This window comes from Wolbachia endosymbiont (group A) of Sphaerophoria taeniata (assembly GCF_947250735.1).
Taxonomy (GTDB): domain Bacteria; phylum Pseudomonadota; class Alphaproteobacteria; order Rickettsiales; family Anaplasmataceae; genus Wolbachia.
The window spans coordinates 1,165,725-1,180,530 of sequence record NZ_OX366344.1 but is presented as its reverse complement, the minus strand read 5'-3'; the positions used below and the strand labels follow the sequence as shown (position 1 = coordinate 1,180,530).

The 14,806-nt window shown below is 35.8% G+C and carries 8 protein-coding genes and 1 tRNA gene; 7 read left to right on the top strand and 2 right to left on the bottom strand.

What is annotated here, in order from left to right:
* Positions 1-85 precede the first annotated feature (85 nt).
* Positions 86-1,537: a replicative DNA helicase gene (locus OOK84_RS05780; RefSeq protein ID WP_253309169.1), complete on the bottom strand. Its 1,452-nt coding sequence runs from the start codon at positions 1,535-1,537 to the stop codon at positions 86-88.
* Positions 1,538-1,644: 107 nt separating this feature from the next.
* Here OOK84_RS05780 and OOK84_RS05775 point away from each other — a divergent pair.
* Positions 1,645-1,727: transfer RNA gene (locus OOK84_RS05775), tRNA-Leu, on the top strand.
* Positions 1,728-1,751: 24 nt separating this feature from the next.
* Positions 1,752-2,348: an RDD family protein gene (locus tag OOK84_RS05770; protein ID WP_253309168.1), complete on the top strand. Its 597-nt coding sequence runs from the start codon at positions 1,752-1,754 to the stop codon at positions 2,346-2,348.
* Between the two features lie 33 nt (positions 2,349-2,381).
* Here the strand turns inward: OOK84_RS05770 and OOK84_RS05765 are convergent, their stop codons facing one another.
* Positions 2,382-3,917 (bottom strand): lysine--tRNA ligase, encoded by a 1,536-nt coding sequence (locus OOK84_RS05765; protein ID WP_264731543.1) that lies wholly within the window; start codon positions 3,915-3,917, stop codon positions 2,382-2,384.
* A 116-nt stretch (positions 3,918-4,033) separates the two neighbouring features.
* Here OOK84_RS05765 and OOK84_RS05760 point away from each other — a divergent pair, with 116 nt between their 5' ends.
* The 5 genes from OOK84_RS05760 to OOK84_RS05740 are packed head-to-tail and all read left to right on the top strand — an operon-like array spanning position 4,034 to position 14,806.
* On the top strand, positions 4,034-4,330 hold the full coding sequence (locus OOK84_RS05760; protein WP_253307377.1) for a type IV secretion system protein VirB3: 297 nt from the start codon (positions 4,034-4,036) through the stop codon (positions 4,328-4,330).
* Positions 4,331-4,339: 9 nt separating this feature from the next.
* A complete protein-coding gene (locus OOK84_RS05755) occupies positions 4,340-6,745 on the top strand; it encodes a VirB4 family type IV secretion/conjugal transfer ATPase (protein WP_264732588.1) in 2,406 nt (801 codons plus the stop codon).
* Positions 6,738-9,308 (top strand): TrbL/VirB6 family protein, encoded by a 2,571-nt coding sequence (locus OOK84_RS05750; RefSeq protein WP_264731541.1) that lies wholly within the window; start codon positions 6,738-6,740, stop codon positions 9,306-9,308. The genes OOK84_RS05755 and OOK84_RS05750 overlap by 8 nt, the downstream gene beginning before the upstream one ends.
* A 33-nt stretch (positions 9,309-9,341) precedes the next feature.
* On the top strand, positions 9,342-11,777 hold the full coding sequence (locus tag OOK84_RS05745) for a TrbL/VirB6 family protein (protein ID WP_264731539.1): 2,436 nt from the start codon (positions 9,342-9,344) through the stop codon (positions 11,775-11,777).
* A complete protein-coding gene (locus OOK84_RS05740; protein ID WP_264731537.1) occupies positions 11,774-14,806 on the top strand; it encodes a TrbL/VirB6 family protein in 3,033 nt (1,010 codons plus the stop codon). The genes OOK84_RS05745 and OOK84_RS05740 overlap by 4 nt, the downstream gene beginning before the upstream one ends.

Genomic DNA, 14,806 nt, shown 5'->3' with positions numbered 1-14,806 from the left:
CATCAATTAAGAAGTAAAGTCAAGTTAATTTTGATACGATAAGATATAAGCTAGTAAATTTAGAAATAAGAAGATTGCTGCCAAGCTACACACTATGCCTCTCCGTGTAATCTTTAAACGAACCTCTGTTAGAGTCAAAATATAGCTTCACACTGCCAATTGGCCCATTTCTCTGCTTTGCAATAACAAGCTCTGCAATATTTCTAATTTTTTCCATTTTTTCTTGCCACTCTCGATGTTTATTGCTTCCTTCACTTGGTTGCTTTCTCAATTCGTAGTATTCTTCTCTATAGAGAAACATTACTATATCTGCGTCTTGCTCTATGCTTCCTGAATCACGTAAATCAGAAAGTTGTGGTTTTTTATCATCCCTCTGCTCAACAGAACGAGAGAGCTGAGATAGTGCAACAACGGGAATATTCAGCTCTTTTGCAATTGCTTTCAAACCCTGCGTCACTTCCGAGATTTCTTGTACTCTATTTTCATTACTTCTTTTTGTTGTTCCTCTGATTAGCTGCAAATAATCAATGAATACCACTTCTACATTATATAATTGATACAGCAAGCGTATTCTGGTGCGAAGGGCACTAATTGATAGCGCAGGGGTGTCATCTATGATGAAAGGCAGTTCAGATAATTCTGTACTAGCATTGATAAATTCATGCAATTCAAAATCACTAATTCTCCCGGTTAATGCCTTATAATAACTAATCCCTGAATCTATAGTGATCAGCCTTGCGGTTAATTGTTCTGCTGACATTTCAAGTGAGAAAAACGCTACATAATGTTGTTTATCTGCTCTTTTTTGCAACATCTTACAAGCATTAAGTGCGATGTTTAGCGCCAGTGCTGTTTTACCCATAGAAGGCCTTGCAGCTAAAATTAATAAATCAGATTTTTGTAGGCCACCAAGAAGCTGATTTAGATCTTGAAGTCCGGTTGTAACGCCCAGCGCTTCTGGATTATTTTTCAGTGTGCTGATCTTCTCAACTACGTCTTTAATTGAACTTGCAAGTTTTATATATGTTTTCTCACCTTGTTTTTTTACTGCTAAGTTGAACAATTTTGTCATTGCTTGTTCAATTTGAGCCTGTGCAGGATTTTCAATATCGTAGTTGTAGCTATCACCAACTATTTCTTGCCCGAGCTTAATTAAACATCTCCTTAAGTAAGTATCACGGATTATTCTAGTCAAACTATAGATATCAAGTGCAATACTTGCCTTTGCTGCAAGCTTTGCCAAGTACTCTACCCCACCACACTCGGTAAACGCTTGGTCGTTCTCAAAAAACATTTTGAGGCTTAGTTCATTGGCAACTATACCGTGTTTCCTGGTTTTGGATATCTGCGTAAAAATACTTTGATGTAATGGATCATAGAAATTTTCTGCTGTGATTGTGTCTTCAACTGCATCACAGATTCTATTATCACGAATCATTGCACCAATAAGCATCTGTTCAGCTTCTAAATTATGCGGTAATTTACATATTTCCTTATCTACACTTCTTGAACTGAGGAGACTAGCTAATTCATTCATTTTAAGTTTTGAGAGTAACTGTTGATTATTGTAGAATATTTAGTCCTCATTTGAAAGACATATAAAATTTGACTAATTCCGTGTTGCCTATAGCATTAAAACTTAATGCCCCTGTGGTGGAATGGTAGACACGGCAGACTCAAAATCTGTTGCTTGCAAAAGCATGCTGGTTCAAGTCCGGCCAGGGGCACGTTAAATATTGGAAAGTATATATATGTTACATAAATTTTTTAATCGTTTATTTTCTATTTTTTCTTCTATAAATGTTATTCAAAAGGTAAAGAAAGATGAAAATGGGATATGTTATGTAACAGGACTTAGGCGCTATATATCAGTATTGCTTGATTTGATTATTATCGTTTTGTTCTTGCAGTTTTGCAGCCAAGCCTTAAATAAGCTCTTTATGAACTCAGAGGATAGCAAAATATTAAGTCAAATTGCTGCAAAATACCAAATGCAAGCGCCACTGTCTGCAGAAGAAAAGACAACGCAGAGTAGACTTATAAAATTACAAATCCTAAATCAAATAGTCCAATGCATTATGCTCTTTTGCTATGTAACATATATGTGGGTAAGGTTTGCTGCTACACCTGGAAAACTATTACTTGGGCTTAGAGTTGTGGATGCACAAACTTTCGAAAAGATGACCCTAAGACAAGCAACAAAGAGATTTTTTTCCTTTATATTGTCAGCTGCACCATTATTCTTGGGCTTTTTATGGTCAAATTTCAACAAACGCTGTCAAACTTGGCACGACAAGATCGCAGGCACAGTGGTTGTCACGAGTAAAAGCCTTAGAAGGCAGAACTAAAAACTAAAGAGCTCAAATGAAAGAAGGTAAACTCTAAAGTATACATTTAGTAGCGCTTTCTATGAGAGAAATCGTATTATCTATTCCATAAAGCTTTATGAAAGATCCCATTCTTGGACCGGTTTTTTGGCCAAGTAACGTTTCATATAATAGCTGAAACCAGTCACGTAAGTTGGTATAATCATATTTTTTTCCAATAGAAAATACCTGAGATTGAATTTCTTCAGCAGTAACAGTTGTAGATAGAGAATGTAAAGTGTCCTTCAAATCTAGTAACGCTTCTTTCTCTTTTGCATTTGGAGTTTTATATGATTTTGTTGGTTTGATAAAATCGTGGTAATACTTTACTGCAAAGTCTGAAAGTCTATCGAGCATTTTATTATTTTCTGGTGTGACGCTTGGTGCATAAGTGGATATAAAACCCCAGAGAATCTCTTTGTTTTCAGCGTTACAAGCCGCCGCTAGGTTTAAAAGTAGCGTAAAATTTATACCTGAAGTTTCTATACTGGGAACTTCACCTTGATGAATATGCCATGCAGGATTATTTATATCTTTTTCTTTACTCTCATTATAGCACCTTACAAACTCTAGATACTCATCGGTTGATTTTGGTATCACATCAGAATATAAACGTTTAGCTTTTTTAGGACTCTGAAAAATATACAGTGATAAACTCTCCGTTGGTGCGTAAGTTAGCCACTCTTCAATCGAAATGCCATTTCCTCTTGATTTTGATATTTTCTTTCCTTCTTTATCAAGGAAAAGCTCGTAGCAAAACAGAAGTGGTGGCTTTTCTCCAAGTATTTCACATATTTGACTTGAAAGCACAGCAGATGGAGTTAAATCTTTTCCGTGAGCTTCATAATTTACTCCAAATGCGGCCCACCTCATTCCCCAATCAGGTTTCCATTGCAGTTTACATTTTCCTTTTGTCACTGGAACTTCTATTTTTTCCCCGTTTGGGTCTTCATACGTGATTGTTCCTTTATCTGTATTTGTTTCAATTACTGGAACTTGTAAAACTTGGGAAGTTTTTGGGCATATCGGCAAGAATGGACTGTAAGTCTGCTGCCTTTCTTCCCGAAATGATGGAAGCATTACGTCCATCACTTTATCATAATTTTTCAGCAGGAATAAAAGTTTTTCATCGTAAACGCCAGATTTATAACACTCTGTTGCACTCCTAAATTCGTATTCAAATTCAAACAAATCAAGAAATTTACACAACAACGAATTCATGTGATGACCATAACTCTCATGAGTGCCAAATGGATCGGGTATCATAGTCAATGGTTTATTTAAGTGCTCCCTTAGCATCTCTTGATTTGGCACATTATCTGGTATTTTTCGCAAACCATCCATATCATCTGAAACTGCAATGATTTTGGTTTTTATACCAGGAGCTATTTTTTTTAATGCATTTACAACAACTGTAGTGCGGAAAACCTCTCCAAAGGTTCCTATGTGGGGTAAACCAGAGGGTCCATAACCAGTTTCAAATATTATTTCTTTTTTATTAGGAAACTCTTGCAATATTTTTTCTGCTTCTTGAAATGGCCAACTTGTCATTATCTGGGTTAAATTATTAATCAATGTATCTTAACTTAAAGTGCTACTAGTTTCAATGGATTTTTAATATAATGATATAGTATTAGTGTTAGAGCTATTATTAGAAGGTTAAAGATATGTCCACAGGTAGTATACAAACAGATCAATTATTTAAAGGTCTTACAAGACCTGCAATGCTCTTTGGTGTGAGTTATATGTTTGCAATATTAAACGTCCTGATTTGCCTGCTAATTTTCATTAATTCAAATGATTTGAGAGTGATTCTCTTAATGTTACCAGGTATACATGGACTTGGCTATATAGCTTCTGCAAAAGAACCTTTGTTTATTGAATTATTTATGGTAAAATTAGGAAAGTGCTCGAAATGTTTAAATCGTTTTTATCATGGAGCCAATTCTTATGATATTGCTTAATGTTGTGTGATGCTGAGGTTTAGGGCTATTCAATCAAAGAGTAAATCTACTCTGAGCAGGGAAGTTCACGCTGCTGAATTTATTCCTTATTCTTGCTATTGGAATAGCACAACCTTGATGACAAAAGAAAATTGGTTGGTTAAGGTTATAAAATTAAGTGGCTTTGCATTTGAAACCGCCGATGACGAGGATTTAGTAATACAAAATAATATCAGGAATCAGATGCTCAGAAGCATTTCATCTCCGGCATTTAGTTTGTATTTTCATACTATCAGACGTAAAAAAAATATTTTTTCTGATGAATTTGCAAGTCAAGGTTTGCCGAATTTTTTCGCTAATCACGTAAATCTAAAATGGAGAGAAAAACACGCAACAAGGCAATCATTTATTAATGACCTATACATTACGATTATCCGTAGAGCAGACACAAAAGGAGTAGAATTTTTGTCATATCTACTAAAAAAATTCGGACATGTAACTTCAAAACATGCTTGGGAAAGTGATATGCGTGCCACGTATGAAGATTTAGAGGAAACGACAAATCGTGTAATGACAAGCCTTAGAAATTATTCGCCTAAAATTCTTGGAGTAAAAGAAACTCCAGATGGTTTGTTCTGCGAAATAATGGAGTTTCTATCTAGAATCGTAAATTGTGGCTTCGTTACAAATACGCTTTTTCCGCTAAGAACTGAAATATCAAGATACTTACCAGTACATAGGTTATTCTTTGGCCGTAAGATGATACAGGTTGTGACTCATAATGAGAGTAAATATGCTGGAGTAGTTAGTATCAAAGAATATGGAAATCATACTTCTGCAGGAATGCTTGATTCGTTTTTACAACTTCCTTACGAGTTTATAATTACGCAATCTTTTCAATTTATAAACAGGCAAATGGCGATTGGAAAAATGCAGATACAGCAAAATCGAATGATACAGTCTGCAGATAAAGCTATTTCTCAAATAGCAGAAATTTCTCAAGCGCTTGATGACGCAATGAGTGGTAAGATTGCATTTGGTCAACATCACCTGACTATTTTATGTATAGAAAAAAGTCCTAAATCATTGGATAACGCTCTGTCGTTGGTAGAATCAGAGCTTTCTAATTGCGGTGTTTACCCTGTCCGTGAGAGAGTTAACCTTGAACCAGCATTTTGGGCGCAAATTCCTGGTAATTTCGATTATATAGTGAGAAAAGCTACAATAAGTAGTCTTAATTTGGCTGGATTTGCATCTCAACATAATTATCCTACTGGTAATAAATTCAATAACCACTGGGGAGATGCCGTTACAGTTTTCGACACGACATCTGGTACTCCATTTTTTTTCAACTTTCATATAAGGGATGTTGGACACACTATGATAATTGGCCCAACTGGTGCTGGTAAAACTGTTTTAATGAATTTCTTATGTGCTCAAGCGATAAAATTTTCTCCAAGGATATTCTTTTTTGACAAAGATCGCGGTGCAGAGATTTTCTTAAGAGCACTTGGTGGTATCTATACTGTAATAGAACCAAGAACTAAAACAAATTTTAATCCTTTGCAACTTGATGACACCTCTGATAATAGAACATTTTTAATGGAGTGGATAAAGTCTTTAATTTCGGTATATAATGATAAATTTACTTCAGAAGATATTGCACGAATTAATGATGCAATTGAAGGAAATTTTAAATTAAGAAAAGAAGACAGGTTCTTGAGAAACCTTGTACCGTTTTTAGGACTTGCAGGTCCTGATACTCTAGCTGGGGCAATATCTATGTGGCATGATAATGGTTCTCATGCTGCAATATTTGACAATAAAGAAGATTTGCTAGATTTTTCACGAGCAAGAGTATTTGGTTTTGAGATGGCTAGCTTGCTCAAAGATCCTGTTGCCCTTGGACCAGTATTGATTTATTTATTTCATAGGATTAGTATATCTCTTGATGGCACTCCATCTATTATCGTTCTTGATGAGGCATGGGCATTAATAGATAATCCAGTTTTTGCACCCAAGATAAAAGACTGGTTGAAGGTACTGAGAAAACTAAATGCTTTTGTGATTTTTGCTACTCAGAGTGTTGAGGATGCAAGTAAAAGTGCTATTAGCGATACGCTTGTACAACAAACAGCGACACAGATTTTTTTACCAAATCTGAAAGCTACTAGTGTCTATCGGGATGTTTTTATGTTAACTGAACGTGAATATATATTAATTAAGCACACAGATCCGAGTACTAGATTCTTTTTGGTGAAACAAGGAGTTAATGCTGTGGTAGCTAGAATAGACTTAAAAGACTTAGATGATATAATCAACGTATTATCCGGACGTGCAGAAAGTGTTCTATTGTTACACGATATATTAAATGAAGTTGGGGACAACCCAAAAGTATGGTTGCCTATATTTTATCAGAAGGTAAAAAATGTTTAAGACTAAGCTGTCATTGCTATTAATTGCGATATTTTTACTAAATATAGACTTTTTACTCTCATATCCAGTGCTTGCAGATGGAGTAAGTGGTACTGACAAGACAGAATTTGTTAGCAGATTTAATTCCACTGGCAGCTTCAGTCGTGCCTCTAATCCTGATTGTGGGGCGTTTAAAACAGCTGCAGCACTTGCTGGAATAGCGATTGCTGTTGGCGCAATATTTACTGGCATTGTCTTAATCGTCTCTTCTGCTGGTTTGTTTACCGCTCTTGTTATTGTTGGAATGATAGCTGCAATTGTTGGAGTCTGGAAAGCAATAGGGGGGCTTGTTGTTTGTGAACATAGTTTTGTTAAACACCCAGTTGCACGTGGTCATGATGGAAAATACAAAAATTTTAAATTAGAAGACACAGGTTATAGTGGCTGTACCAATAAAAATTACCAAACAGAAGATGAATATTTTTCTTGTTTGCAAGATAAAGCTCGGGAAGGCGTGAACAAAAAAGACTATGACGGGAAAAGAGCAGAAAAAGAAGCCTTAAATTCTAACGTTCAGGAGAGTACAGAAAGTTATTACTGGCCAAAAAACGGTGTGCAATACAGTGAATATATAGAAATATGTCATCGAAATCCTTTAACTTTTGGTAATCTTTTTAACAAGAAAGACTTTGATTCCAGAGAAAAACCTGGATACATAGACTTTGATGTAAGGGAAAAAGATACTGGATATGTAGATGGGTCATGGTCCCCGACGGTCGATGGTGAGCTGAAATGTAAAGTTCTTAAAGCTGGGCAAAGCGAAACCATACATGGGTCAACATTTAAAGCAGTGAGAAAAATGGGCAGATTGTGTGTGGAGTTAGCAAGTGTGAGAATGCTTGGTATCGAAATGACTCCTTGGCCGCAAGGGGTTGATATGGGGTGCACGGAATTGCCACCTGACCCACTTGCTCCTATGTGTGAAAAATCTATGATGATTTTCAAGGATAAGGCCAGTGTTAATACTGATAAGCCAATAGAAATTGATCCCAAGAAAGATTACAAAACTCTGATAAGGGAAACGGAAGAAAAAGGAAAAGTTTTTGTAGGTTATGATAATGCTCGCTGTTTTAGCTCGTATGTCTCTAAAGCTTGCTATAACCAGGCAGGGAGTAAATCATTAGCTCCTATTCCCGTGACTTCTATGATAGTGCAATGCATTAAGGAATCGTTAGATAATTTAGTTGCAGGTATTGATTCAAGTGGCAGCCCACTTAAAGATAAAGATGGACATAACAAGGGCAGTTTCTTATCTGTAGCACAAAAGAGGTTGAAAAACACTGTAACTGCTGTTTTGGTTTTAGCTTTAATACTGTTCTCTATAAAAGCTATGTCTGGTGGAGTTCGCAGTCCACAAGAGATGTACATGTTGATTATTAAATTCGCTTTAGTGATTTACTTCACAACAGGCAGTACCATGTCTCATTATTATGGAGAATTAACTCGTCTCTCAAATGGTTTGTCAGAGATAGTGCTAAAAGCGTCATCTGAAAGTAAAGGCATATGTAATTATAAAGCAGGTACAGATTATGAATATACTCGTGAAGGAAAGAAGGTATCTTACAGTTATCTTGCACCTTGGGATAGGCTTGATTGTAGAATTTTATTTTATTTAGGTGCCCCTTTAGATGGAATTGGTGGCAAAATTGGTACTGGAGGTGTTGCAACGTTAGCAGTCTTGCTTGGTGCTGCTCCTGTCTTGTTAGTTGCAGGTTCGGTGATTGGTATTATTTTCGCTGGTGGACAAATTTTAGTAGCTCTTGTCTGTATATTTATGGCCGTTCTGATGATGATGGTTATTTTGTGGCTGTGCTATGTATTTATTTTATCTCTAGTTGCTTTAAGTGTAATTGTTATTCTATCACCTTTGTTTATTCCTATGGTTTTATTCCAACACACCAAAGGATATTTTGACGGCTGGGTGAAAGAGTTGATTACCTATAGCTTATACCCGGTTATCCTTTTTGCGTTTTTGTCCTTTATGTTCATAGCATGTGATAAGATCTATTTTAAAAATTTAAATTTTGAACTGGACGAGTCGTATAAAAATGAACAACCGGACAAGTCATATGAAAAGAAACAAGCAGAAATCTCATATAGTAAGAAAAAACAGTGGTTTAAATTGAAAGATGGGGAATGTGATAAAAATGAAACTACTCTTGCATGTATGATGCAAAATTATAGCTTTAAAAAGAGCAGCATACTTGGTCTATTCGACTTTACATACATGGAGTTTGGCAGCTCTCTCATCGGAGAGTTATTAAAGTTGTGTCTAGTGTTATTCCTCTTTTACCACTTTTTAAACATTCTTCCTAACATGGCTGCTGAACTTGCTGGTAACCATAGAGCATTACTCGGTTCTGGTAGTACACCTGGACAAATGGTGGGCAAAGCTTTATCTGCTGCCAAAGCTGCTGCTGGAGGTGTTGGTCAAGCTGCTGCTGCGGCTGTCAAGAAGGCAAGAGGTGGTGCTGGTGGAGGAGGTGGAGATAGTGGTAAAAGTTCCAGCGAAAAGATTAACTAAGGTGGCGGTGATGCTAGTTAAGGTAAGTAACAGATGCTTAAACGTTTAAGTAACCAAAACTTGGGTAAGCTATGCATAAGTTTTGTGGTACTTTTTTTATTGTCTGGATGCGGGGAGGATCACTGTATTAAGCCAGAAAATTTATCAGGTTTGCGTGAAAAACTAGATATAGTGTCAACAGAGCAGAAGTGGGTTGATTCTGGTGTTTACATCTCAGATGGGATAAGAAGCGTAACAGAGATTAATATAGTGCCTAGTAAGGTTAATTTTTGTCCTAAGCAGTATGCAGATTTTGCAATTAGGCCTGGGAGAAATGACGTTACATTACCATTTGCACTTAAAAAAGACGATACGATAAGCTTTAGTGTTATTGGAAGTAAAGTGTGTAAAGATAAAGAGAGTGAGACAAAAATCAGGTATGTGAAAATCGATGAAAAGTGTAGCGAGCAAGAAACGGAACATTTTGCACATGTTTTAAATCAAGAAGAATGTCAAGGTAGTATTCAAGATGGAATATGTCCTAATAAATATATAATAGGCGATGCGCAATGGTTGAATGGAAAAGAGTACTGGGATTCAGATTTTTCGAAGTTAGATCAAGATGAAAAAAAGATTAAAAATGTCATCAATTCTATAAAACAAGAAGGGGGAAATATAGACTGCAGGGGGCTTTCAAGTGATCAGAAAAGCAAAATAGATACGCGCATTTTGAATTTACTCTGCGGACGTATATGTAAATTTCCTTCCGACAGCGGAAACAAAGGTTGCGCATATATTGAATACAATAGTATAGAAGGTGAGATATTCAATGCTTTAAATTCTAGTGGTGAATCTGTTATTGCTGAAACTATTAGTAACGTATTAAAGGAAAAACAGGTAAAAACTGACATTACACTATTACGTGTTCACATGGATGGTGAAGATTTTGAATACATTCCAACAGGTGGCATATGTACTAACTGTGATTATAAGATAGAAAAATACCATCGAACACCAAGTTTAACTTTTAGTTTATGTAGTAGAAATGACGAGCACTGCTACGATAGAAATGACAAAGGTGGTTTCAACATAAGGGTAACAAAGAACCATAGCCTAAAAAATAACTTATATATACGTGTTTCTGATAAATTCCCTGACCATAAGCCTGGTGAAGACCAAGCGGATATATCTGTGGATATTAGCCAAGTTCATGATACTGAGTACATGGAAGGCTTAAAAGAAAAGTTAAAAGACAAAACAGGCAACATATATTACGGAATAAGAGACCATGGCTGCGATTACAAAAATGAAGGTCAGTTTAGCATTAACCTAACAACTAAAGAGCCACCTACAAGAACTTTTAGTGCAATCTATAATTTTTTTGACGAAAAAGTAAAAACTGCATTTTTTGGTTCCAGCTATAAAGACTCCAACGCGATTCACTCTGATACTAGTCCTGTAAAGCATCTTTACGAAAGTTTTCTAAAATCAAACAAAACAAACACAATTAGATCTACGATAATATCGCTGTTAGTATTATACATAATCTTATATACCCTTTACTACTTTTTTGGATTAACTCATATTTCTATATATGAGTTTCTAATTATATGCGTAAAGATAGGAGTTATTACCCAGCTGCTGCAGGACAACAGTTGGAATTTTTTTTATAACAATGCATTTTCTATTTTTATTAACACCCCAAGACAGTTAATAGAAATAGCAAATTTCAGAGGCACTACTTCAAATGTTTTTGAGTTTCTTGATTTGCCGTTAAATAGATTTCTGTCATCGCATTCAGTATTGTTAATAGTATCTCTTATATTTTCTGGCCCTTTGGGCATTGTATCTTTTTGCTTGGTGATTTGGGGTTTAATCACAGTGAGCTTATCTATTTTTAATGCCTTATTTTCTTTTATTACATCTATAGCAATAGTTGCGTTATTGCTTTCTTTAGCACCTATTTTTATTATTTGTCTTTTATTTGCGTATACTAGGCAGATGTTTCACAACTGGGTTAAAAATTTAGCAAGATTTGCGATTCATCCAGTAGTGCTTTTAATTTTTATATCACTGATAAGTCAGGTTATGGATTATATCATATATTCAGTATTTGATTTTGAAGTCTGCTCTACGTGTATACTTAGTATTAACCTAAAGATTTTTAACCCTTGTATCTTCTATGGTTATGCTTCCAAATATACACCTAATATTACCGCTATGATGGCTTTTGTTATTTTGGGACACGCTATGAAAGCTTTAGTTAAAGCTTCTTCGGCAATATCTGACTCGTTGTTTGGTGCTTATGTGCAAAACGAACCTGGAAAAGAATATCAACAAAGCTTAATGGGAACAGTAGGGTTAGATGAACAAAGCGTTCAAAGAAGAGGAGGAGGTACTTTTCAACAGTCAGGTGCGTCAAGACCTCAAATACCACAAGGGACTCAAAGGTCAACGCCTCAGATACCACAACCAGGAAGACAGCAATGATAAGTAAAAGATCACTATTATTGATACTGTGTCTTGCAATCACTGGTTGTACTATGGAGTGTGTTGAGCCTGGGTTGCAGAGCAGAAACACCAGCGTTAATGTGGATGTTCCAGTTCATAAAGCCGATAAAATTCATTGGGTTGATTCTGGTCAGGTAATTAGTGGGGGTGAGGAAATCAAATTCACCCTCGATGGATCAGTAAATTTTTGCCCTCTTAAAGAAGGTAAAAATCCAAGGAAAGTACTTGTGCCAGCTAGCTTTTGTGCTGATGGCTCAGAACCAAATTATAGTAAAGCTGCAAATATTAACGATGTGCCTAATAATTATGGCGTTGATGAAAAAGGCGTAAATGAAAACGAATTGTGCGGCGGTAAAGAATTTGGCAGCAATAGACGTTATGTGGACACTGGAATTAAAGTAAATCCTGGTGATAAGGTAAGCTTCAGCTTAATTCCCAGGGAGATAACAATTGATTATGATAATCCAGGAGGGAAAGGCATCAGCTTTGATGACAATTGTTATAGAGCTGAAGAAGGAGGTGAAAAAGTGTCAGCAAGTGAAATATTGAATGTTAGCAAGCAAGAGGGAGAGGAATTTTTTTGTGAGGGCAAGGATGGAAAGAGAAATAAAATAAAATTTTTACCTCTTGATAAAACAAAAGCAAAGGAAAGCAAAGTGCTAGTTGGCAATGGGTATACCCCATATGATAATAAGGTACATTTTAATAAAGGTTATATTCAAGACAACGAACCATGGATATATGGCTCGCTACTCGATTTACGCCGCGCTAAAATAGGATTGAACGAATTATGTGATGGAAAAAACTTCGATTCTAACGAGGTGAAAAAGTACAGCTCTTATGAGCTTAATTGTTACTATCAGAACGTGTGCTATACCGAGAAGGGTATATGGAATTATACATATAAAGACAAAGAACGGAACTGTGTCTCTTCTATAAGGTATAACAAATATGATAAAGGAAATAAATGTGATATGTATTCTCACCTTAAAGAAGTTGAAGATAAACTTAAGAAGAGAGAAGAAAATAAAGGGGATCTCAAGCAGATTAACATTGATTTTACAATAAACACTAAAGAAGATATTTCCTGGGCTGAGGCTCTTGTTGCAAAAATTGGTGATCTTGATAATCAAGGTACTGCTGTTGCAAAAATTGGTGATCTTGATAATCAAGGTACTGCTAAAGGTATGCAATGTCTTCCAGATAATGAAGTAGGTGCAAGAAAGGATAATGTGTGTTCGCAAATTAGTGATAATTTTAAGGATTTTTCTCTGAAATTAAATCATGACTATCCAATAGGAAGTGTAACACCTGGTAGCAGTGTGATGCTTGCCATTGCAGATTATGGTCATTATGGAGCTAATAGGGGTGGGTACCATGTTAAAGTGACTAGATCATGTGAATACATTAATGGCGAAAAATTATATGTATATTTAGGTGATGAGCCACCTAAAGATTTGCATAGTGTGGGAACTAATGATTTCAAAGTGGTAAGAGAAAGAGTAGACGGAAAAGATGAGTACACTATATTAGGTGTAATAAGCGGAAAACACTTTCAGAACGAAGAATCTAAGAAGATATATTTTGGTATTGATGTAAGCAACGTAGAGAGAGATGACATTACGGACAAAAATGGCAAATATTACGAAAACAATAAGTATAGTGTAACTTTATTTGTCAAAAGAAAAATTAATGATTTTATTTCATCAAATATAAACAAGATATTTGGTTTTATGAAAAAAGAAGTAATTGGTGACAGCGTTAAAGATTCATACAAAGGATATGCAAGAGGTCTTCTTCAAGGAGTAAGAGCTTTGCTTACTCTATACGTTATATTTACTGTCGTTGGCTATATGCTTGGAACAATACAGCTAAGTAAATTTGATTTCATTGTAAGAATGTTCAAGATAGCATTTATAGCTTTTGCCTTTAGCGATAGAAGCTGGGAACTTTTTGGTACAACTTTATCCAGACTTTTTATAGATGGTAGCACTTATTTAGTTGATAGCTTTTCTGGCTATATAGGGGAAGGGGGGAGAAAATTTGCATTCTTAGACTTGACAGCAGGAATATTATTCACAGCAGAAACTTGGTTAAAGTTTTTATCGTTGATGCTCTCTGGTCCTTTTGGCTTTATTGCATTTTTGGCAATACTCTACGCTACTTTTGCGTTTTTAAAATGCATTATTAGCGCTACGTTTAAATATGTAATATCTACTGTTCTAGTAGCGTTTTTACTGTCATTAACACCTTTGTTTATCGTGTTTATTTTATTTCAACAGACTAAACCCTTGTTTGATAACTGGATAAAAACGCTGGCTCACGTTGCAGTACAACCAGTTATTTTATTTTCATCTTTATCTCTTTTAAATCAGTTGATGTATTCAGTTCTATACAATCTCACAAATTTTTCTGCATGCTATCAATGTTTAATTAGCGTAAATTTCTTATCGTATGATCTGTGCTTGATGAAATCAATACTGCCTCTTGGATACAGTCCTGGCACTAATGTTGATGTTGCACTCAGTACCGGAGAAAGGGCTGGTGGGCACTTTGCAGCGTTGCCCATAGATCTGATCCAAGCATTTATGTACTTAATTATTGCTAATGCAATGGAAGCTTTTGTTACTATATCAGAAACTATGGCACAAGCACTATTCAGCTCTGGTTGGGGAGCTGCTCAAAATGTTAGCAAAGTTGCCGGTAGCGCATCACAAGCTATACTGTCGGCTGTTGGCCTTGATAATAACACCCAAGGTATGATACAGAACATTAGGCAACAAGTGGGTAAAGATCGGACGGAAGTTGACGTGAAGGATAATTCCATGAGCCCTAAATCTGAAATACCAGAACAATCAGGTAAGCAAGAAGGTCCTGATAAAAAGGAGAGGGGGAGCTCTAAACCTGAAGCACCAAAACAATCAGGTCAGCAAAAAAATCCTGATGAAACAATAAGAAGTGATCCTAGTGATAAAGCTAAAAACAAGGAAGGAAATGGAGAGAAGTAA